Below are 21,232 nucleotides of genomic sequence, written 5' to 3' on the forward strand. Positions count from 1 at the left end.
CAAAATTTTTTTGTCGCGGTCCCGTTTTTTAATGATCATTTTTTACCGGTTATCTTCGAAAGCCGAACCTAACCATTAACCAATAACTCCATCTGCCCCTTCTGCGGCGCAAAGTTAATGCCAACCAACGGCTCCCTTAAAATCTTACCGTATTCGTCCAGCACATCATCAGGCAATGGGGTATGGTTTTGAAGAGAAGCCAAAACATCCCCGGCGTCATGTGCCTCACTCAGGTCAATAAACAGATTAATCTTATTAACAACGTCTCTGAACAGGTCCGTTAGTAAGCTGTTCGGTTTTCCAGCAACGTCCGTAATCACAACCTGTGAAGAATCAAACCCCAAGTGATTAAAACTAACCATTTTCAGCACATCAAATAAATTATCCATTGCCTTACAGTCCCTTCGTTATGTAGCCTATCACTTAATTATAATCATACTACGGGCGGAATGGAAAGCATTTTCACCTTTTAAAGTATTGTTTCATCACCCAAATTGTCAAAATAAGCTAGTCTTTCTCTCATTTAATTAAATTAGCCTTTTAAAAAAATGAGTTTTAGTGTTATACTTACACAATAGTTACAGTAAATAAATTTAAGAGGTGCATACATATGACAAGAAAAATTGGGGTTATTGGTATGGGACACGTTGGTTCAACAGTTGCCCATTACATTGTTGCGGAAGGCTTCGCAGACGAATTGGTTTTGATTGATACAAATGAAAAAAAGGTTAATGCCGATGCAACCGACTTCGAAGATGCGATGGCCAACCTACCGGCCCATACAAATCTAACGGTTAATGATTACGACGCGCTAAAAGACGCAGATGTCGTGATTTCAGCAGTTGGTAATATCGGCCTTCAAAAAGATAACAAGGAACATGACCGATTTATCGAACTGCCATTTACTAAAGAAGCAGTCAGATCCGTTAGTCAAAAATTAAAAGCTTCCGGTTTCAGCGGGGTATTAGTAGATATTACCAACCCTGTGACGTTATTACCATGATGTACCAACATTTTACCGGTTTTCCAAAGAACCGGGTCATCGGTACCGGAACCCTGCTGGATTCCTCAAGAATGCGGCGTGCAGTTTCATCCGAGTTGGGCATTGATCCACGCTCAGTTGGCGGTTATAACCTTGGTGAACATGGTAATTCACAGTTTACCGCATGGTCAACGGTTCGGGTCCTCGGTCAGCCAATTACCAAAGTGGCCGCTGAACGCAACATTGATCTGGCTAAACTTGATGAAGTTGCCCGGGCCGGTGGCTATACTGTCTTTCATGGCAAGCGTTACACCAATTACGGGATTGCCTCAGCAGCCGTCCGATTAGCTAACATCATTATCAGTGATGCCCGCACCGAAATCCCGGTTTCCAACTTTCATGAGGAATACGGCACCTACCTTTCCTACCCGGCAATTGTTGGCCGAAGTGGGATTATTGAACAATTAAAACTTGACTTGACGGATGATGAAAAGCAAAAGCTTCAAACATCAGCTGATTATATCAGAACCCGCTTTGAAGACACCGTTTCTTCAATGACCGGCAGTAAGGTTGAATAATTCTGATTAACCATCATCATTTATAAACATTAAATAAACCGTCCCCTTTTACGTTGATTCATAAGGTTAGCGTTAAAGGGGCGGTTTATTTATTTGCAGTCGTAAGCTTAGCTGAACATTTCTAAGAGATCACTTTTTCCGCGTCCAATTCCTTGATTAGTCGCATTAAATCCTTGGTATTTTCGATACGTAGTCTGCTCCGGCTTTTTCTAATTCCGCAGCGACCCGATTCTTCAACGAGTTCGATGTGCAAAGGGCAAAACACTAAATTCCGATTGAGATAATCCAATTAAACTGCTGCCTTCAATCATGCCGATGGTGATGACTCCGGCAGCTTTTCCTTCATAGATATCACGTGGGGTATCGCCTACTTTAATCACTGATTGTGCATTTCGAATCCGCAGTTTGGTCATCGCTTGGCGAACCATTTCCGGACCTACATCAGCTGAATCTTCAAAGTCAGCGGCTGTAATGTTAATTTGCGGATCAAATCCCTGCTCACTGACCAGTGGCAAAATCTTTGCCAACATCTCATTAGTATACCGAGTGGTTGTCGCAAAGCGGATTCCTTGAGTTCTAAAGTATGAAATCAGTGTTGGTAGTCCGGACTTTACCTTGGCGATTTGTGGCAGAATTTCCAAAATATTTCGATTAAACCATTTGGTAATCTGTGAAATCCCTTCTTCCAACGAAACATCGGGATGCTTTATGTACCAACGTTTTTGAACGTCCGGTTCGGCCATAATGCGTTTAATTTGAACCAATGGCTCCCATTCAGCGTTACACTGCAGTTCTTTGAGTGAAACTTCAACGCCAAATTGTTTAAAGGCCTTTCGAATTGCCAATGCCGGTGCTTGATTACCATAGTCAATCGTTGTGCCGGCTAAATCAAAGATAACAGCTCGAATCATCATTTTTCCTTCTTTCGTTTGAATATCCCGTAATCACTTTTTTATTGTAGCGATGGTGTGTAAACATTTAATGAATTCAATGTAAATGTTATGTAAATATAACCACACGAAAAACCATTAATGCGTTACTAGTTTTTAAATCTGCCATTTTGTTAACTGCTGTTTTTTCTTTTTGGGTCTATAAGAGTTAAATACGTTAAAAAACCAGCATTCTTTTTTATTTTTTTAAAATTATTGCCAAAAAATAAAAAAGATGACGTCCGACTTCGTCAATCTTCACAATTTCCTCAAACTTTCCCCTAAATTTCTTCACAAATTCTTCACGATTATCCCCTACAATTAATGTCATCAATAAATCGAATTCACAAATCGGATAACAATTAAAAGGAGTTTTTTTAACTTGAAAAACACGAAACAAACCGTTCTTAACGACCTGATTTCCCTAATGGACGCCACTAGGGACAAAGCCCTTACCGGTGTTAAACTGGTAAGACCTGGTGATCTTGATTCCTATCACCCGAATTTGGCAAACGGCCCCATTCCTTCGGATCCCAATTTAGCTAAATTCAACGTTGCCTCGGAGCTGGCCAAACGGATTCTAAACGCAGACGTTACCGTCGAAACCATTGTCGGCCAATACCAACCTGGTATCATCAACGAACTCATTAAGCAGCATGTCGTTGATTACGAAAATCCCAGAAATGTTAAAAACGTTGTCGACGTTTGGCTGGGAATTGCCGAATTGGAATACTGATCTCAAAACGCTAAATTGTCATCAAGTTGTTACCTGCAACCCCTTGCGCCGATAGCCGGAATTACCTATAATATCACTATATAGTGAAGGGGATATTCATAAGTTTTGTTAAGAATCACTAAGGAGCTTATGAATGAATGCAACAAAACAAAGTATTATCAACGATCTGATTGATATCATGAGCCATAATGAGTCCAGCGCCATTCGTAACTTATCAATGCGGGTGATAAAAACAGCGCGACCCATTGCATCAATCAGTTCAACACCACAACCGGCTGAGTCAATTCCGGCCAATCACAGTTTAGCCTGCTTTAACATCGCCGCCGAACTGACGAGACTCATGATGAATGACGTTAACGCAACTAAAATAATTGTTAAAAAATATTCGCCGGGGATTGTCGATGCCTTGGTTTATCAACATCCAACTGATTATAATAATCCACAAGATGTCAAGCGGGTAATTAGTGATTGGTTAGGGATTAAAACAATTGAACAATCTTAAAAGTGCCCAGACTTACCGGGCATTTTTTGTTAGCCAAAAATAATTTGGGGAGGAAAACATGAAATTTGTCATTGCACCGGATTCATTTAAAGGCGGCCTTACCGCCAAAGAAGCTGCAAAAGTAATTGCGCGCGGTCTTAAACGGGTATTTCCCGAAGCTGATTACATACTCGTTCCAATGGCTGATGGCGGTGAGGGGACCGTCCAATCCCTGGTTGATGCCACCAAGGGACAATTGATTACCGAAACGGTTACCGGTCCCCTCGGCCAACCGGTAGCCGCCCGCTTTGGCCTTTTAGGAAATGGTACGACCGGGGTGGTTGAAATGGCGCAGGCCAGCGGACTTCAATTTGTGACCGCCAAAACGGCCAATCCATTAAAGACAACCACGTATGGTACCGGCGAATTGATCCTTAAAGCTTTGGATCACGACGTTACCCACCTGATTCTCGGTATTGGCGGCAGTGCCACCAACGACGGTGGTGCCGGCATGGCGCAGGCACTCGGTGTTCGTTTGCTCGACCGTCACAATCGGGCCATTGGTTTTGGCGGTGGTGCGCTTAGCCAATTAACGCGGATTGACACGAGTCATATGGACCCTCGGCTTCGTCAATTAAAAATTTCAATTGCCTCCGACGTTACCAATCCACTGGTTGGTAAAAACGGTGCTTCGACTGTCTTTGGGCCCCAAAAAGGTGCCACTGCCGAGATGGTTAAAACCCTTGATGAGAACCTCATCCACTACGCTGCTTTAATCAAACAGGCCTTGGGAAAAGACTTGGCTAACTATCCCGGTGCCGGCGCTGCTGGCGGCTTGGGTGCCGGTTTGCTGGCCTTTACAAATGCCAAGATGACCAAGGGAATTGATTTGGTAATCCAATACAGCGGGTTAAAACAAAAGGCCCGCCATGCTGATTTTGTTTTTACGGGTGAAGGTGGAATTGATTTTCAAACTAAATTCGGCAAGACACCCTATGGCGTCGCGCTGGCGACTAAAGCCGTTTCACCCGGGGCACCGGTTATCGCTATTGCCGGCAATATCGGTCGCGGTGTTGAAAGCTTGTACTCAGAAAATGCGATTGACGCGATTTTTTCAAGTGTTGCCGGCGCTAAAACGCTTAGCCAGGCGTTGCAGTCCGCGCCAAGCGACATTGCCCAAACCGCCGAAAATATCGGCAGACTGATTGCCGCCACCCGGAATTAACGGTTATTTTGCTGAAAAGGAAGAAAAAGAAGTCATTATTAATCATTTTGACAGTGTGAAACCTAATTTTTACATGGTACAATTTTACTTGTATAGTTTTTTAAATAATCCAACAATATAATGAGTAAAGGAATAACCCATAGTGATTAATCGGCATAGTAAGTTCTGGCGAATCGGCTATTTTATCCTCGGCGGCCTTATTTTTATAGTAATTGGCCTATTCATCTGGCGTGATCACGAGGACCAAGTCCGGTTTGCCAAGAAGAATTATATTAATTCAAATATTCCCACCCTGTTCATTCACGGCTGGTCCGGAACGCTGCGTTCGGAACGTAAAATGGCTTCGGACGCTGAAGCCAGCGGCGCTGCTCAACGACGAATGGTCATCCGGGTGCGCCCAAACGGTAAAATTGCCGTCACGGGTACTATAAAAAAATGGATGCGAAATCCAATTATCTTTTTAAGAATGGATAACAATCGGGCTGGTGAATTTCAATATGCTCGCTGGCTGACAAAGGTCTGTAAATTATTAAAATCCAAATACCATATCACCCGATTAAACTTTGTTGGCCATTCGATGGGATCTTACGCAACGGTTTACTATAATATGCTAAACGGTAACCGCAAAGATCTCCCCGAGCCAATAAGCTGTGCCTGTTGGCCGGCCCTTACAACGGGATTATCAACAACGGCAAGCAGAATCAGCCGTTAACCGGGCCATTAGCCAAACTTTGGGATGATCAGCCTAATTCAAACCGGCTCTTAAAAAATGGCCGGCCTGAAATCATTCATCCAGAGTATCAGATGTTGAATCAACTAAAGAAGCGGATTCCCCGACAGATACGAATTTTAAACATTTACGGCGATCTAAACGACGGTTCAAACTCCGATGGTGTCGTCACAACCGAATCTGCCTTGTCATTGGGTTATTTAGTTAAGGGGCGGGTCAATTACTACCAGACATTTAAAACAACGGGCCCCGAAGCCCAACACAGTGAGATGCATAATCATAATCTGGCAGTTGACCGCGCACTCACCAACTTTCTTTGGGGAAAGCACTATAACATGTCATCAAATGCGCCCAAGTACAATCCAATGTTGGATAAAATGATGAATCCAGGAATGGCATTCAAGCATGGCCATCAACTGGAAACCCGATAATACATTAAAATACAAGACGGGACTGAGGCAAAGATAATTTTGTCTCAATCCCGCTTTTGTTTAATGACGATTATTACCGAGAAAATGTGCGCCGAAAGGCAACTTCCAGCGCATAACCGACTTTCCCGACTACGCTTATCTGATTAGGGCATCTATTTTCAACAGCGCGCGATGATACTCTGTCAGAAATTCTGGCGCTTCATTTGCTTGGCGTGCTTTTTGATATTGAGCTGCAATTGCTTGTCGGACCGGTTCATCAAATTTTCGGACAAGTCGACCCACGGCATAAGCCGCGGTGGCCCGAATCATTGGCCGCGGATCCCGGCTCATCACGGCCAATAAATCAGGTACCGCACTGGCATCTCCAAGATTTGCCAAGGCAATCATTGCATTTCGCTGAAGCGGCTTTTTACCCCGCCACGCGCCGGCCATGTTGCCAAATTGGTCCTTAAACTGGCGATTTGATAACGTCAACATTGGCAGCAGTTCTGGGCGGACTTTTGTTGTCTCCGGTTCCATTCTGGCATGTCGATGAAAATCCTTGCCCCGATTAAACGGACAGGCTACCTGGCAAATGTCGCACCCATAAATCACGTTGCGAATTTTTGGCCGAAATTCATCCGCCATCACCCTTTAGTCTGGGTCTGATACGACAGGCAGCGTTGCGCGTTCATTCTGCCGTCTCCGAGCAGTGCCTGAACCGGGCAGGCATCCAGACAGCGAGTACAGTCCCCACATTGGCAGGGAATTGGTTGATCCGGTGCCAATACCAGGTTGGTTACGATCTCGCCCAAATAAACAAATGATCCGAATTCTTCGGTAATCAGCAAGCCGTTCTTCCCAATAAATCCCAACCCGGCCCGATTGGCAACCGCCACATCGATCAGCTGGCCAGTATCCACCATAGGTTCAAAGCTGACCGACTCATCGGTCAGCTCCTGGATCCGCTCTGTCAAAAGGGCCATCTTTTCACGTAAAATGTCATGATAATCATCACCCCACGAGGCCCGGGCAAACTGTCCCCGCTTCAGTCCGGTTCGGGGCGGTTGTCTCTTTAACTTGCTGGGGTAAGCCAACGCAATTGCAATGATTGTCTTGGCATCCTTTAAAATCAATTTTGGATTCAGCCGCTCATCAAGGTTGGGATGTTCAAACCCGCTGGTGTGGCCGGCAGCTTTCTGGGCTTCAAGACTACTTCTCAACGATTCAAAATCATCGGCAGTCGTAAAGCCAATTTTGTCAATGCCGATTTTTCGGCTTTCAGCAATGATTCGCTCTTTTAACGCTGATGGTGTCCGCATGTGACCAGCCCTTCCTCAAGTCTTAATAAATCAATCACATCGTACACTAAGAACCCGGCAGCGGTCAATAATTCCCCTCTAAAAACCGGGGCAACCCTGATTGTTAACGACAAAACCGGCGATCAATTGAAAATCATGACATGTGATCTCCAATCAATCGCCGGTTTTAATGACGCCGACAACTCACGCTATTCGGCTAAAACACCTAATCTAATTCAAGGAGCCTATTCGGCTGGGACCAGTTTACGCTGACGGAAGTACTCGATGCCGCCAAAGGCAATCGTCCAAACAATCGCGCCGATCGCACCAATAACATCTTCTGGAATGAAGAATAAGCTGATAAAGATAACCGCGAAGAACATAATGGTTAAGGGGCTGGTAACCCGATACCACGGCATCACGAATCCATTGGGAAGAAAGTCACTGGATGCACGGTATTTTCGATGAGCCAGCATAGCCAGCGTATAAACGATAATATACATATCACTGGAAACGCCGGTAACAATCGTGAAAACCGATGAAATAGCGGTTGTTAAACTCATCAACGGTGTAATTAAAACCAGGGCCGCTGAGAAAATAATGGCAGCAGCCGGAACACCGTTCTTGGAAATTTTAGCAAATGTCTTGTGCATCCAACTATTTTCCGGTACCTCGGTAGCCAATTGATAGAAATGACGGCCGGCTGAAAAAATACAGCTGTTTAGCGAAGAAGCCGCCGATGTCAACACCACAAAATTAATTGTTGCCGCTGCTGCTGGAAAACCGGCCAACTTAAATACCTGAACAAACGGACTACTATTAGCAGATAAAGAAGTCCAAGGAATAATACCCATGATGACAATTAAGGCGCCGATGTAGAAAAGCAAAATTCGAATCAAGGTTTCATTAACGGCTTTTTTGATAACCGTGTGAGGCGACTTGGCCTCACCAATGGTGATACTGACAAATTCAATTCCTTGAAAAGCAAAGAAAACCATTGGAAAAGCAGAAATAAAATTAAATACACCGTGTGGAAACAGTGTGTAGTTATGAAAAACATTAGTCAGTGACGCATGGCCTAACGGTGTTACCGCATGACTACTCATCATAAAAATTCCAGTGACAATCATAGCCACAATCGCCACAATTTTAATCATTGCGAACCAAAATTCAGCTTCGCCAAACAGCCGGGCAGCAATCAAATTTACACTGGCTAGGATTCCCAGAAAGACCAATTCAACAATCCATGACGGGATGTTGGGGAACCAATATTGGACATAGGTGGCCGTCGCCGTTAACTCAGCCATACAAACAAATACCAACCCGATCCAATAAGTCCAACCCGTAAAGTGACCGACCGTCGGCCCCAAATACCGGGAAATAAACGAAACAAACGTATGCTGCGATGGATCGGAATAAAACATTTCGCCGATGGCTCGCATCATAAAGAAAAAGAACAGTCCCAATACGATATAGACCAGCATTACCGATGGTCCGGTTTTACTAATCGTACTGCCAGACCCCAAAAACAGCCCCGTTCCAATCGTGCCGCCAATCGCAATCATCTGTACATGACGGTTACTCAAAGCCCGCATGGTGCCATCCTGATTCTCAACAATTTTTGATTTCATAAACAATCCTCCTAAAATAAGAGCACAGTAAGATACAAATGATAAAATTTCTAATTTGAATATCATCATTCTACCACGATTTTTACTTTTGTGTTAGGTTTTTTTACGTGCTTTTATTTTGGGAGCGCTTTTTACCCTTGTATTAAGCGATTTTTTTATTTTTATAATTTTATATGTCAGCATTTTTGACATATAAAATTATAAAAGCCTGATTTCAAATCAGCCTTTTTAACAATATTATATTTTGCAAATCACGCCATCTTAATTCAAACTAAATATTGAAGATCACTGGCAACGGATGGATAAGCAAAAATCATATGTTGAATTTGATTGTTGGTCAATTTCAGATTCAGGACCGTTGTCAGCAGATTTAACAGCTGTTCGCCGATTGCCGATAACCCGGCAAAGCCAACCAGCCGGCCTGACTTAGTACTCCGAATCAGAATTGCCCTGGCCGCGTTATCCTTCACCCGATTGTAAGTGTACCAATGTGTCAAATCCAGCGAACTGATACGGTACTGATCAGGATGAGCCAAAGCTTCCTGATACGATACGCCGGCCTGACCAATTTCGGTTGTGCCAAACAAAATATGTGGTATCACTGGATATTGAATCGGTTGTGTCACCCTTCCCATTATTGAGTCGGCAACGTAGCGACCTTCAAAGGAAGCAACCGGTGTTAATTTGGGTTGCGGTTTGGCAACAACATCGCCGACCGCATAAATCCCATCGACACTGGTCCGCAAATAATCGTCAACCAAGATCCCCTGCCTGTCGGTTTTAACACCGGCCTTGGTCAACTGCAGGTCGGCCACGTTGGCAGTCCGACCGATTGCCGCCACAACGTAATCGGAAGTCAGCGTCTCCTTATCGGTCGTTATTTCATAATCGGCACCACTTTGAGAAACGGCGGCAACGTTTTGGTCGAAATGAAAAGTAATCCCATCATCAATCATTTCCTGAACCAGCAAATCTACCAATGGTTTGGGAAATGCCTTGAGCGGTTGATCATTATGGTGGATAATATCAACATCGGCACCAGCCTGGCTGGCAATATTTGCCAACTCCATAGCAACCAGCCCGGCACCAATGAAGGTAATATGTTTTGGTAACGCGTCCAGATCCAAAAAGTCATTGCTGGTTTTCAGTAATGACCTTCCCGGGATGTCCGGCAGTTGTGGCTGCCGACCGGTTGCCAGAACCACGTTGTCGGCCGAAATCGTTGTATGATCAGCTAATTGAACTTGGTGTTGATCGACCAGTTTAGCCCGACCGTGGTATGTCTCAACGCCTGCACTAACCAGGCCTTTTCTGGTTCCCGCCGGAATTTGGGACGTATAAGCCCGCTTAAAGGCCATCAAGTCCGGCCAATCAATCTGTGGCACGTTTTTCAGACCGCTGCCCTGCATTCGTGACACCCGATCCCTTGTCTGAACCGCTGAATACAGCATCTTCTTTGGATCACATCCCCGGTTGGGACAGGTCCCACCAAACAGATCGTCTTCAATTACCAACACAGATTTCTTACCGGCCAAGCCGTAAGCGACCGCCGTTCCAGCGGGGCCAGCACCAAAAATAAGCACATCATAATGGGTTTTCATGTGACACATCTCCTTTTAAAATAACTTTATACTTTAATTGTAGTCGATTTACAAATAAACGGTTGGGAATCGGCTGACATTTCAATCTTTCAAACCGTTATGGGAAATCACAATAACATTTGAATTGTGCACAATGCTATAATGAATATCCAAGTAATTTTTTGGAGGTGTCCCCTGTGTCAATTTCGTTTATCAGCAACTTTTTTACGTCAAACACCAAATTTTTAAATGCTTTGCTCGAACATGTTTACCTGACAATTATTTCGTTGGCCATTGCGATTATGATTGCCATTCCATTGGCCATTTATGGTCGCAATCATCCACGTTTTGCCAATCTGATTCTCGGCTTTACTTCAATTATGCAGACTATCCCGTCGCTGGCGATTCTGGGAATTTTAATTCCAATCGTTGGAATCGGCAGCAAACCGGCAATTATCGCTTGGTACTGTACGGTATCCTACCAATCTACAGTAATACATATACGGCACTAACAACCATCGATCCCAACCTCACAGAAGCCGCCGAGGTCTTTGGGTTAACCAAGCGCCAACGCCTATTGCGCATCGAACTGCCATTGGCAAAGGATAATATCCTAACCGGTATCAAAACAGCAACCGTCCTGATTATTGGAACGGCAACTTTGGCCGCTCTGATTGGTGCCGGGGGCCTTGGCACTTTCATTTTACTGGGAATTGATCGCAGTAACAGTGTCCTAACCTTAACCGGCGCTGTCGGTTCGGCCCTGTTGGCAGTTGGGTTTAGTTGGCTGATCACCCGGTTTGGCCGCTTAAAAGCAAAATCAATGCTGGCTGTCGGCGGTGGCATCCTGTTACTGCTGCTGATCGGTACGGTCGGGCCTAAAGTTTATACCGCGACCCAACCCGAAAAAATTGTGATTGCCGGTAAACTGGGGTCTGAACCGGATATTCTCATTAATATGTATAAGGATCTGATTAAAGCTGATAACAGCAACGTCGCAATCAGCCTAAAGCCTAATTTTGGTAAGACTAGTTTCTTGTTTTCAGCTTTAAAAAGCCGCCAGATTGACATCTATCCGGAATTTACCGGAACCGTCCTGGAAGATCTCATTCCCAATTCTCACCGGCAGCTCCAAAATAAATCGGCTAACCAAATTTACCAACAGGCAAAAACCGAACTGGCCGCCAAATACAATCTGCGCTATTTGGCCCCGCTAAACTATAACAATACCTACACCATCGTGACAACCCGTACCTTTGCCCGGCAACATCAATTGCAAACCATCAGTGATCTTAAAAAATTATCCGGCCGACTTCACAGTGGATTCGACCTGGAATTTATGAGCCGAAACGATGGCTACAAGGGTCTGGTGAAAAAATATGGACTTCGGTTCAGAAATACCGATCTGGACCCGGACCTCCGCTATCAGGCTATCCGACGAGGTCAAGTTCAAATCATTGATGGTTATGCCACTGATTCTCAGATTCGGCAATATCATCTGGTAGCGCTTAAGGACGATCAACACCTGTTTCCAACTTATCAAGGTGCCCCACTCATGACAGCCAAATTTGCCCGGCAGCACCCCACCATCACCAAGCAGCTGAACCGGCTGGCCGGAAAAATAACTGCCAATCAAATGCGGGAAATGAACTATCAGGTCAATGTCAAAAATATGAGTGCCGCTAAAGTCGCCAAGGCGTATCTGCAGCACCATCATCTGTTAAGGAAGTGACTTCCCAATGTCAAATTCACCAATCATTCAACTTTCAAATCTTTCGGTAGCCTATGATCACCAAACAGCCATCAATAATCTGTCATTATCGGTGTACCCTCACGAAATTGTCGTGCTTGTCGGCGAATCCGGCGGTGGTAAAACCACCATCTTAAGAAGTATCAGTGGCTTGGTGACTCCTGCCAGCGGGCATATAACAGTCAACGGACTACCGCTAAACGCCCGAAATCTGCGTCAAATCCGGTTGAACATGGGCTACGTCCTCCAACAGATTTCTCTTTTTCCCAATATGACAATTAAACAAAATCTAACACTACTGCCCGAAATTAAACACCAGTCCAAAACGCTGACCAATCAAACGATCCGCTCATTAATGGCAGCCGCCAAACTACCAATGGATTACCTGACCAAATACCCCAACGAGCTTTCCGGCGGTGAACAGCAACGGGTCGGCATTTTACGGGCATTTGGAACCCGGCCGGCACTTATCTTGATGGACGAGCCGTTCAGCGCCCTTGATCCGGTTTCCCGTGATCAGCTGCAGGACCTTACGCTGGCGATTCATCAAAAATTCAATAACACAATTCTGTTTATCACCCACGATATGAACGAGGCACTTAAGATGGGCCAACGAATCGGTGTGGTTAAAGACGGCCAAATTCTCCAATTGGATACCCCGGATAACATTGTCCGCCACCCTGCTACCCCGTATGTTCGAACCCTGTTTAGCGGCAGTGAGGCCCGAAAAATTGAAAACATCTACATTCGGCGGCTTATTTTAGCGGGCTATGGTCAGCCAACACCCTTTAAAGATTTGCCAATTGAATTGGTTGCCGGTGATCAGATACTGGGTAACTGTTATCACATTCTTGCCCAAAACCGACAATTGGCCGTTCAGCAAAACCAGAAAACAATCGGCTATCTAAACGGCCAAAGCATTCTAAATTTTTTGGCGGCTAAACAGGCCCACCAGTCAAATAAATAATCACGGCAACCAGCCGCAAACGTTAAAAGACGCCCGGGGACGTTTCCGGCGTCTTTTATTGCATTCTGATACCAAAAAAGCCAAGGCAAAACACCGCCCTGGCCGGTTTCTAACTTAAATTCGTTGTTCAATATCATCAATTTCAATTTCCAATACTCTGCTGAGCCAAGGAAACTTTGCTTTCATCTCGTCAAAGTCATCGCCGGCATCAACGAACTTACCGGTGCCATGAACGTGAAAACCGGCTCCGGGTCCTTGGGTACCTTCAACTTCTTTACTGCCGACCGCAACGGTTACATGGTTATCAGCCGCAAAATCCTGTTCGATACTATGCATCCCGGCCGCAGGTATCAATAGCTTTTTATCCGTTACTTTGACATACGATGCCCACGTATTTACACGTGTGCCGGTTGCGCATTAATTGTCACAATTGTTACGACGCCTTCATGCTTCATAACATCCAAAATTTTTGATCCATTTTAGAAACGCCCCTTTATTAACTTTTTAGTCAATATCTTTTAATAAGTGAATCCAACCATTTACCATTGTACACTACTTAATTGGCTAAAATAAACACCGAATTTAATTTTTATCATTCAGAAATTCCGCCAAGGATGAAATTTCAACATGAGGGGTGTAGAATAGTGGGACGTGGTTTGCTTTGTTGACACTATTAACAATCAAACCCAATTAAACTTAAAAGATTGGATTGACGACTAATGATTATTACTGTTGTGGGCGGAACCGGTTTTGTCGGCAGCGGCATTCTTTTAGAATTAAGCCAATTCGATAATTTTGAATTGTTCAGTATTTCCCGAAGCGGCGCACCGATCAACCACGATGCCTTGGCTGACGTTCATTGGGTCAAAGGCGATGTTACCCAACCCGGTGACTGGCAGGCCGCCATTGCCAAAAGCGACTGGGTCATTGACTGTGTCGGCATTCTGTTCCCAAATCCGCTGGCCAAAACCAGTTACTGGCAAAACAGCATTCTACCGGCAGAATCCCTTATCAACCTGATTCACCGGCAAAATTTGGTACCAAATCATTCAACCGATACCCGGTTTTTATTTATTTCCGCTAATTACGCACCATTTTTCATGGCCGCCTACATAAGGGCCAAGTTGGAGGTTGAAAAGGACATGGCCAACCTGCTGCCTAATAAGTCAATCGCCATCTACCCGGGGGTGATTACCGACAAACACAAGCCGCTCACCCGATTACTAAAGGTACTTACCCAAGCAGCGACGCTAAGTACCTACTTTAAACGACTACGTTTTATCCCTCGGGAAACAGTTGCCCAGGAGGTCGTTAAAGTTTTGGTGGGTGAAGGAAGCTCTTTAACGGAGCGAATTGGGGAATAGGATCACAGCTCAAATCGACGCCTTATGCGTCGGCTTATCCCGGGTCAGCTCCGCACACTTGCTTAGGACTGCTACACAAAACAGCACCGCTCCACATAAGGGATCAAATCGAAAAATCCAAGCCCGGGATTTCCCGCTTTGACGCCTTATGCGCCGGGTGCTAACCGTTTTGTTCCGCACACTTGCTTTTTTTCCCCTTCCGTCCTATACTGTTTACAATATTTAAAGTCGAATTACATGAAGTAGGTCCTTATCTGGGTGTCAGGAAGTTGGTGGCTGCTGCGAACCAATCAGGATAAGGTACTCGAAATACCGTAATATCATCGACAATGGTCAATAACTAGAATCCATTATCTTCTAGTGAGCGGTGGACACTTTTGGTGTACACAAGTTGGGTGGTACCACGGTAAAACTGATCGTCCCTATTACACGTTGATGTAATAGGGACGATCTTTTATTTTGAGAAAGGAATGTTGATAATGAAACGATCAACTAACGGGGGCTTGGCACGATATTGATTAACCACACTTTATCTTATCCGCAATACTATAAAATCAAAACGAGGTTATCAATATGACACAAGACAAATTAAGTATCAGTGAAGCAGCAATTGTTTTATTAATTATTCTGGCAATTATGGGTAGCGGTGTTATCGGTTTCGGTCTGTCACCCCAGGTACCGGTTTTACTGGCCATTACTGTGGCTATCTTTTGGGCCAAAGTTCGGGGCTTTGACTGGCAGGACATTAATGCCGGGATTAAGGACGGTATCGATAAAGGCATTATTCCGATTGTAATTTTTATTTTAATCGGTGCCATGATCAGTACCTGGATCGCTGCCGGTACGATTCCAACCTTAATGGTTATCGGTTTTAAAGCTATCAGTGCCCAATGGTTTCTGCCAACGGTCTTTCTGGTCTGCTCATTAGTCGGGGCGGCTGTCGGCAGTTGCTTTACCGTTGTTTCAACTGTCGGTATTGCTTTCTTTGGTATCGGTGTAACCATGAACTTCAATCCGGCTCTGGTTGCCGGTGCAATTATCGCCGGCGGCACTTTTGGTGACAAACTTTCACCATTATCCGAAACTAACAATCTGGCTGCTGCGGTTGTCGATACCGATTTATTTAACCATATGAAAACCATTCTTTGGTCAACCCTACCCGCCGCAACCATTTCCACAATTGTTTTCGCCCTTTTGGGAATGGGACACAACCACGCGGACATGGCTAAAATCAACACAACCGTAGCCGCTTTGAATAATGATTTTCATATTTCAATCATTGCCCTAATCCCAATCGTGTTGGTCTTTGTTTGTGCGGCCTTTAAAATGGCGGCAATTCCAACCATGCTGCTGAATATTTTTGTTTCGGCAGCCATGATGTTCATGAATAACGCTAACCTAAACATGACCAAGGCCAGCAATATTGTTACCAACGGCTACGTTGCCAAGACGTCCAATCACGAAGTTAACCTGCTGCTCTCCCGCGGCGGAATTGTCAGCATGATGCCAACAGTGGCCTTAATTGTCTTAACCTTATCATTAGGTGGTCTACTGGTTCACTTTGGATTAATCAACGCCGTCATGGCACCACTTTCAACCAAATTAAACAGCTCTGCCAAATTAGTTTCGGCTGCCTTGGGAGCCTGCATCGGCGTTAATATTTTTGTCGGCGAGCAATTTCTTTCCATTATTTTACCAGGCCGGGCTTTCAAACAAACCTTTAATCAGGGTGGCTTGGCAAGTGCCGCGCTGGGACGGGTCCTCGAAGACGGCGGCACTGTTTTGAACTACTTGGTACCTTGGGGTGTCGGCGGCGTTTTCATTGCCAACACACTGGGCGTACCGACGATCACCTACCTGCCGTTTGTTTTCTTCAGTCTCCTCTGCCCGGTCTTCTCGCTTTTGAGCGGTTTTACCGGTATTGGTTTAAAAAAGTTACCAACGATTGAAACCAAAAAAGCCAGTCAAACAGCGCCAGCTCGAAATTAAAAAAATAAATGTCCTTAAACACGTCAAGTCACTACCTGTTTAAGGACGTTTTTTATTGATAACAAACAATGTACTACTGGTACTCCAGCAACTCCACTTTAATAAGGCTCCGAACTAAATTCAATCCACTTCCGTGAAAGCCAATCAATTGGATTGGCCCGCCACAAACCGCTTCTCAAGTTTTTCCAAGTCTGCCAAAGTCCCCATAGTGCATTCATTTGTCTGGGCACTCTTCTTTAAATGAGCCATTAATCTTGGCAAATCGTGGGGGATTTCAAAATATAGCTTGCTTCGGCTAGTGTAAACCGTTGCCATGCCATTTAAATCCTCCACATAATATGCATCCGCATTTTGTTTTTTGGCCGCCTGGTTATAATCCTCAAAAGATAACTGAAGTTGGAGAATCAAGTCTGATAATTTCATCTGTATTATTCCTCCTTCTACTTCTTATTATAGGAGTAATTAACAAAAATTGGTGAAAGTTATTAAGTTTAGCATAATTTTCTTACTTTTTATCAGTCTTCTTAAGTAAATTGCCTCCATCGTTTAAGCAACCGTTCTAATTACAGCCGGGTTTGTCGGTTTTCGTAACTATTTCACAGATTATAGGGATTTATTTGAGCGCTTTCAAGCGCTATTCTATATATTGTAAGCGTATGCATAAAACTATATGCTATTACACATGTATTTATCTGAGGGGAAAGAAGGATGTTTTATGAATTGGAATAGGCATCGAATAGCCGTTGTCCTCGCTACAGCTGCCCTTGCAGCCTTGGCAATCGGTTTGTCGGGAAAAACCGGCCATGCGGACACCGGCCAACAAATCACCGTCAATACGGGCACTGCAATTCGAAGCAGCGCCCAACACGTGGCTTCTGGTGGATTATACGGGATGTATGATCAAAACACACCAAACGCTTCGTTATTGGCACCATTAAAACCACGAGTCTTCACCCAAGCACCACCGTTTGGCGGTCAAATTCCAAATGGCGAGCCCGGACCCGGTGGTGACTTTCTAAAAGTTGCCCCAACAGCCAAACAAATTGGCGCAAAGGTAATTGTTCGCCTACCGGATATTTACCCAAAATGGCCATACAACTATAGTAACGAAAAAGATTGGCTCAACCGAGTAAAGACCATGGTAACTCAGGTTAAAGATTCCGGCAATGCTGATACAGTTTATGCCTTTGAGCTTTGGAACGAACCAAATGGTACCTGGCAGGGCGTTAACGGTAACGGCCATGATAGTGGTTGGGGTGACTTCTATCAAACATGGCGGGACACTTACAAAGAAGTCCATTCAATTATGCCGAATGCTAAAATTATCGGCCCAAGCTTAAACAGCTGGCAGCCTACTTACATGGAAAACTTCCTAACAATGGCACGGGATTCGAATACATTACCCGATATCATCAGTTGGCATCAATGGGGTGCGGCAACTTTCCCAGAACAAGCCAAAGCCTTTGAAAATATGGAACAGCGCTTAGGAATCAAACCACGCCCAATCAGTATTAATGAATATGGCGACCAACAAGAACTGGCAGTTCCCGGTCAAATGCTCCATTATATTCAAAACTTTGAAAACGTTCCGGCCGTCGATTCTGCTTGTCTGGCTTTTTGGTTTAACTATGGTCGAATGGACAACCTGCTTACCGATGGTCAAAAACCAAATGGCGGTTACTGGCTTTATAAATGGTATGGCGATATGACTGGTCAAATGGATCAAACCAGTACTTTCCAAAGTAATGGACTGTTAGCCAGTGTTGCCAATACGACTGCGAACAAAGCCCAAACTTCGGTTCTGTTTGGTGGCACCGATGGTCAGGTTACTATTAATGTTAATCAATTGGACCCAAGCCAATATAACGGTACAGCTCAGGTTAAACTTGAGGAAACGCCTTGGTATGGCGTTGACACCCAAGCATCCCCAACAACCATTGCTTCGGGGACGTTACGAGTTAAAAACGGCCAGCTGACTGTCCCGGTCAAGCATCTCCAAGCTTCATCAGGTTATCGCCTGTCAATCACACCAGCTGATACAACATCAGCCAAATCATCACTTTCCTATGCAAAAACGCCTGCCGATCAACCAATCAGAGTTGAAGCAGAGAATGGGAATTTGACTGGTTCTTACAGTACAATACTGGGCAGTTACGCTTCCAACAATCTGTTTGTCGGATCAAAGAATCATCAAACAAGTGAAGGCAGTGCTGATACCATGACGTTTAACGCGCCTAAAGCCGGTCGTTATATGGTTAATATTGGCTATGCCAACGGCGGCGAAGTTGCCACAAACGCCGTTACAATTAATCATCATGCAAATGGGACCATTGCCTTTCCAAATACAACCGGTTGGATGACTGCCGTTCCAAACGTTAACGGCACCCGAAAAGTTATCCAGTACGGCACCGTTAATTTAAAGAAAGGGACCAATACCATAAAGCTGCAGGCTGTCGCTCATTCTGCAGAACTGGATTATGTTTCATTCACCCCGCTTAAGTAATTCAAATTAGCGTTTAGCAACTGTCTATAAATTCTAAAAAGCATCGCAGTTTACTTGTTACCAAGTGAATTGCGATGCTTTTTATTTGATATCATCAATCACAGAAAGAACGTGCAAAAAATCACCTTTTGGCGCATGCTTTCAGTTCATAATAATCGTGATTAAACAAAACAGGACCGGACAAAATTACCTTTGTCTCAGCCCCCTTCAAAGCAGGAATCCACTTTCAAGGCATACGCGAATTAAGTATATCCAGAATTAACCAGTAATCCAAATTTAAGAAGGTGTTCTCATGATTACTGATGGATACCTGCCAAAATCAATCCTAACATATTTGTTTCACTTATCAGGCAAATCATCGCAATTTTGTGAGTACCTACAAAAATACCGCCTCAAAAATGGTGAATTGCAAATCACAATCACTATCGTTCTCATCACTTTCCAATTTAGCGATGATGAAGCCTTATCGCCGTTTAATCCATTTAATTGAAACAGGAATCGGACTATAATGTGGTAATTTGGTAAATCCATGTAAATTCAAATAAATCACAGCGCTGGCTTTCGTTTTACTCGAATTTTTAACCGTAACCGGCGTAATCCGCTCCTGATCAGCGATTTTAACAATGCCGGTATACTCGCCACTATCGGGAATTCTTGTCGGATCATCCTTGGGGTTGATAATTGACTGACCGTCCATTTGCGCGTTAATTAATTCCCCCTTAGTTTCGTAACGATATTTGAGCAAATCTTCCGTAGTTAGCTTTTCGTGATCATCTGGTAAATTGTTAATTTGTTTTGGATCCATTTTAATCTCCTCTTTTTTAGTTAAATTTGGTATAAAGAAATATCAATATTGATCTGATAAATTTATTTTCTAAAATATTTTCCAATAAATAAAAATATTAACCATGGCATGACTGATTTGTGCCGACAAATTATTAATAATAAATTCATTTTTATATCCATAATAGTAAGCGCTTTCTTTTACTAAATCAATCCCTTTTTCAACACAAATGGTAACGCTATCCAACATTCTATAATTTACGACTTAAAAAAGCTCCTCGGCGGTTAACGTATTAACCACCAAAGAGCTTCTGAAGGATGTATTTTTAATTCAATCTTCTGTTCAACAATATCGTCAATTGCTCACTTTTCCAAATACTTAGTCCTGAGCCTGTTAATATCTGAGCTGGTCAATCCGAGTCCTTTATGCAAGAATCCCGACATCGACCCATAATGCTTTGAAGCATCATTATAAGCCTGATCCAAATACTGCTTTTCAACAATCAGGCCATAATAATTATTCTTCAACTCGGTCTTGCTGGCGCCTTTTTTCTTTAAAGCTGCCAAAGCCGCGTCATTAGTCTGCTTACGATATTTATTTGAGAGCAGGAAATCTTTATAAATAGTCTTTTTATCAACGCCCAAAGCAGTTAGAACCAAAGCAGTTCCAAAGCCTGCCCGATCTTTGCCCGCGCTGCAGTGCCATAAGACTGCTTTATTCTTTGGTGCTGTCAGCAACGCGTTAAAAGCTTTTTATAAGCTGCCCGACCCTGCGCTGAATCTACAAAGTAATTGTAGTAGTCAATCATGGCTTGTTCACCATTCTTGACAAAGATCTTATTGTTGGCTTGACTTTCTTTGTTGGAAACAACCGAGTCGGCAATGTATTTAACACCACTAATCTTCACATCGGGTGCCGACTTCATTTCAGCGGGTGTCCGCAAATCGACATCGATTCCCAAATGATGTTGGTTTACCAAAATCTGCTGATCATGCCTGGTTAATGTATTTAACTTAGCTGAACGAATTAATAAGTTCGGCTTGATTTTCAAGCCTGATTGGGTCCGATAACCACCAAGGTCCCGGACGTTAACCGCACCGCTAAGTTTAATTTGTGAACCGGCACCATAGTCGGACTTTGTTGTGGCCGCAATCGCTGCAGGTGACGCCTGCCCAGCAATTGGTGACGCAATTGCGACCCCGGTCGAACTTAACGTGAGTGCAATCATCACGGACAAAATAGATTTTTTCATCTTTGATAACTCTCCCCTAACCATTTTTTGGTACAGCTTG

The 21,232-nt window shown here is 44.0% G+C and carries 14 protein-coding genes and 6 pseudogenes; 11 read left to right on the forward strand and 9 right to left on the reverse strand.

The window, feature by feature from the left end:
- Positions 1-68 precede the first annotated feature (68 nt).
- Positions 69-389, reverse strand: coding sequence for a hypothetical protein (locus JCM14108_RS07240; RefSeq protein WP_035179735.1), 321 nt, complete (start codon positions 387-389; stop codon positions 69-71).
- Positions 390-610: 221 nt separating this feature from the next.
- Between JCM14108_RS07240 and JCM14108_RS07245 the strand changes: the two are divergent.
- Positions 611-1,560: pseudogene (locus tag JCM14108_RS07245) on the forward strand (L-lactate dehydrogenase).
- A gap of 233 nt (positions 1,561-1,793) precedes the next feature.
- Here the strand turns inward: JCM14108_RS07245 and JCM14108_RS07250 are convergent.
- Positions 1,794-2,474, reverse strand: a complete 681-nt coding sequence (locus JCM14108_RS07250; RefSeq protein WP_237745752.1) for an HAD family hydrolase — start codon at positions 2,472-2,474, stop codon at positions 1,794-1,796.
- A 397-nt stretch (positions 2,475-2,871) separates the two neighbouring features.
- Here JCM14108_RS07250 and JCM14108_RS14545 point away from each other — a divergent pair, with 397 nt between their 5' ends.
- From JCM14108_RS14545 to JCM14108_RS07275, 4 genes and pseudogenes are all read left to right on the forward strand, one after another.
- On the forward strand, positions 2,872-3,225 hold the full coding sequence (locus JCM14108_RS14545; RefSeq protein ID WP_035179740.1) for a hypothetical protein: 354 nt from the start codon (positions 2,872-2,874) through the stop codon (positions 3,223-3,225).
- A 133-nt stretch (positions 3,226-3,358) separates the two neighbouring features.
- The gene (locus JCM14108_RS07265; RefSeq protein WP_035179742.1) at positions 3,359-3,727 is read left to right on the forward strand and encodes a hypothetical protein; all 369 of its coding nucleotides are present in this window, start codon (positions 3,359-3,361) and stop codon (positions 3,725-3,727) included.
- Between the two features lie 58 nt (positions 3,728-3,785).
- Positions 3,786-4,931, forward strand: a complete 1,146-nt coding sequence (locus JCM14108_RS07270; protein ID WP_035179745.1) for a glycerate kinase family protein — start codon at positions 3,786-3,788, stop codon at positions 4,929-4,931.
- Positions 4,932-5,073: 142 nt separating this feature from the next.
- Positions 5,074-6,092: pseudogene (locus JCM14108_RS07275) on the forward strand (alpha/beta hydrolase).
- Between the two features lie 135 nt (positions 6,093-6,227).
- On the opposite strand, the pseudogene queG reads toward JCM14108_RS07275, so the two are convergent.
- Positions 6,228-7,393: pseudogene (queG, locus tag JCM14108_RS07280) on the reverse strand (tRNA epoxyqueuosine(34) reductase QueG).
- Between queG and JCM14108_RS07285 the strand changes: the two are divergent.
- The gene (locus JCM14108_RS07285; protein WP_035179750.1) at positions 7,394-7,645 is read left to right on the forward strand and encodes a hypothetical protein; all 252 of its coding nucleotides are present in this window, start codon (positions 7,394-7,396) and stop codon (positions 7,643-7,645) included.
- Here the strand turns inward: JCM14108_RS07285 and JCM14108_RS07290 are convergent.
- Together JCM14108_RS07290 and JCM14108_RS07295 are read right to left on the reverse strand one after the other, a co-directional pair.
- Positions 7,618-9,003, reverse strand: coding sequence for an amino acid permease (locus JCM14108_RS07290; RefSeq protein WP_035179753.1), 1,386 nt, complete (start codon positions 9,001-9,003; stop codon positions 7,618-7,620). The genes JCM14108_RS07285 and JCM14108_RS07290 overlap by 28 nt on opposite strands.
- 266 nt (positions 9,004-9,269) lie before the next feature.
- Positions 9,270-10,604 (reverse strand): dihydrolipoyl dehydrogenase family protein, encoded by a 1,335-nt coding sequence (locus tag JCM14108_RS07295; protein ID WP_035179755.1) that lies wholly within the window; start codon positions 10,602-10,604, stop codon positions 9,270-9,272.
- A 176-nt stretch (positions 10,605-10,780) separates the two neighbouring features.
- Here JCM14108_RS07295 and JCM14108_RS07300 point away from each other — a divergent pair.
- Both JCM14108_RS07300 and JCM14108_RS07305 read left to right on the forward strand, forming a co-directional pair.
- Positions 10,781-12,315: pseudogene (locus JCM14108_RS07300) on the forward strand (ABC transporter permease/substrate-binding protein).
- A gap of 7 nt (positions 12,316-12,322) precedes the next feature.
- Entirely contained in the window at positions 12,323-13,300 is a 978-nt protein-coding gene (locus JCM14108_RS07305; RefSeq protein ID WP_035179758.1) for an ATP-binding cassette domain-containing protein, read from the forward strand.
- A gap of 114 nt (positions 13,301-13,414) precedes the next feature.
- On the opposite strand, the pseudogene JCM14108_RS07310 reads toward JCM14108_RS07305, so the two are convergent.
- Positions 13,415-13,755: pseudogene (locus JCM14108_RS07310) on the reverse strand (hypothetical protein).
- A 264-nt stretch (positions 13,756-14,019) separates the two neighbouring features.
- Here JCM14108_RS07310 and JCM14108_RS07315 point away from each other — a divergent pair.
- Both JCM14108_RS07315 and nhaC read left to right on the forward strand, forming a co-directional pair.
- Positions 14,020-14,664 (forward strand): NAD-dependent epimerase/dehydratase family protein, encoded by a 645-nt coding sequence (locus JCM14108_RS07315; RefSeq protein WP_035179759.1) that lies wholly within the window; start codon positions 14,020-14,022, stop codon positions 14,662-14,664.
- Positions 14,665-15,237: 573 nt separating this feature from the next.
- Positions 15,238-16,653 (forward strand): Na+/H+ antiporter NhaC, encoded by a 1,416-nt coding sequence (gene nhaC / locus JCM14108_RS07320; RefSeq protein WP_035179760.1) that lies wholly within the window; start codon positions 15,238-15,240, stop codon positions 16,651-16,653.
- Between the two features lie 144 nt (positions 16,654-16,797).
- On the opposite strand, the gene JCM14108_RS07325 is transcribed toward nhaC, so the two are convergent.
- The gene (locus JCM14108_RS07325) at positions 16,798-17,076 is read right to left on the reverse strand and encodes a hypothetical protein (RefSeq protein ID WP_035179761.1); all 279 of its coding nucleotides are present in this window, start codon (positions 17,074-17,076) and stop codon (positions 16,798-16,800) included.
- Between the two features lie 292 nt (positions 17,077-17,368).
- Between JCM14108_RS07325 and JCM14108_RS07330 the strand changes: the two genes are divergently transcribed.
- A complete protein-coding gene (locus tag JCM14108_RS07330; RefSeq protein ID WP_051996075.1) occupies positions 17,369-19,156 on the forward strand; it encodes a hypothetical protein in 1,788 nt (595 codons plus the stop codon).
- A 463-nt stretch (positions 19,157-19,619) separates the two neighbouring features.
- Here the strand turns inward: JCM14108_RS07330 and JCM14108_RS07335 are convergent, their stop codons facing one another.
- Together JCM14108_RS07335 and JCM14108_RS16100 are read right to left on the reverse strand one after the other, a co-directional pair.
- Positions 19,620-19,961: a hypothetical protein gene (locus JCM14108_RS07335; protein WP_035179762.1), complete on the reverse strand. Its 342-nt coding sequence runs from the start codon at positions 19,959-19,961 to the stop codon at positions 19,620-19,622.
- Positions 19,962-20,302: 341 nt separating this feature from the next.
- A pseudogene (locus tag JCM14108_RS16100) lies at positions 20,303-21,216 on the reverse strand (tyrosine-protein phosphatase).
- Between the last annotated feature and the right edge of the window lie 16 nt (positions 21,217-21,232).

The organism is Lentilactobacillus farraginis DSM 18382 = JCM 14108 (assembly GCF_000583655.1).
Lineage (GTDB): Bacteria > Bacillota > Bacilli > Lactobacillales > Lactobacillaceae > Lentilactobacillus > Lentilactobacillus farraginis.

What these genes read in the sequence shown, in the direction of transcription:
- JCM14108_RS07325 (WP_035179761.1), bottom strand. Translation starts at nt 17,076, where the DNA reads ATGAAATTATCAGACTTGATTCTCCAACTTCAGTTATCTTTTGAGGAT.
- JCM14108_RS07305 (WP_035179758.1), top strand. Translation starts at nt 12,323, where the DNA reads ATGTCAAATTCACCAATCATTCAACTTTCAAATCTTTCGGTAGCCTAT.
- JCM14108_RS07240 (WP_035179735.1), bottom strand. Translation starts at nt 389, where the DNA reads ATGGATAATTTATTTGATGTGCTGAAAATGGTTAGTTTTAATCACTTG.
- JCM14108_RS07315 (WP_035179759.1), top strand. Translation starts at nt 14,020, where the DNA reads ATGATTATTACTGTTGTGGGCGGAACCGGTTTTGTCGGCAGCGGCATT.
- JCM14108_RS07270 (WP_035179745.1), top strand. Translation starts at nt 3,786, where the DNA reads ATGAAATTTGTCATTGCACCGGATTCATTTAAAGGCGGCCTTACCGCC.
- JCM14108_RS07295 (WP_035179755.1), bottom strand. Translation starts at nt 10,604, where the DNA reads ATGAAAACCCATTATGATGTGCTTATTTTTGGTGCTGGCCCCGCTGGA.
- JCM14108_RS07330 (WP_051996075.1), top strand. Translation starts at nt 17,369, where the DNA reads ATGAATTGGAATAGGCATCGAATAGCCGTTGTCCTCGCTACAGCTGCC.
- nhaC (WP_035179760.1), top strand. Translation starts at nt 15,238, where the DNA reads ATGACACAAGACAAATTAAGTATCAGTGAAGCAGCAATTGTTTTATTA.
- JCM14108_RS07335 (WP_035179762.1), bottom strand. Translation starts at nt 19,961, where the DNA reads ATGGATCCAAAACAAATTAACAATTTACCAGATGATCACGAAAAGCTA.
- JCM14108_RS07265 (WP_035179742.1), top strand. Translation starts at nt 3,359, where the DNA reads ATGAATGCAACAAAACAAAGTATTATCAACGATCTGATTGATATCATG.
- JCM14108_RS07250 (WP_237745752.1), bottom strand. Translation starts at nt 2,474, where the DNA reads ATGATGATTCGAGCTGTTATCTTTGATTTAGCCGGCACAACGATTGAC.
- JCM14108_RS07290 (WP_035179753.1), bottom strand. Translation starts at nt 9,003, where the DNA reads ATGAAATCAAAAATTGTTGAGAATCAGGATGGCACCATGCGGGCTTTG.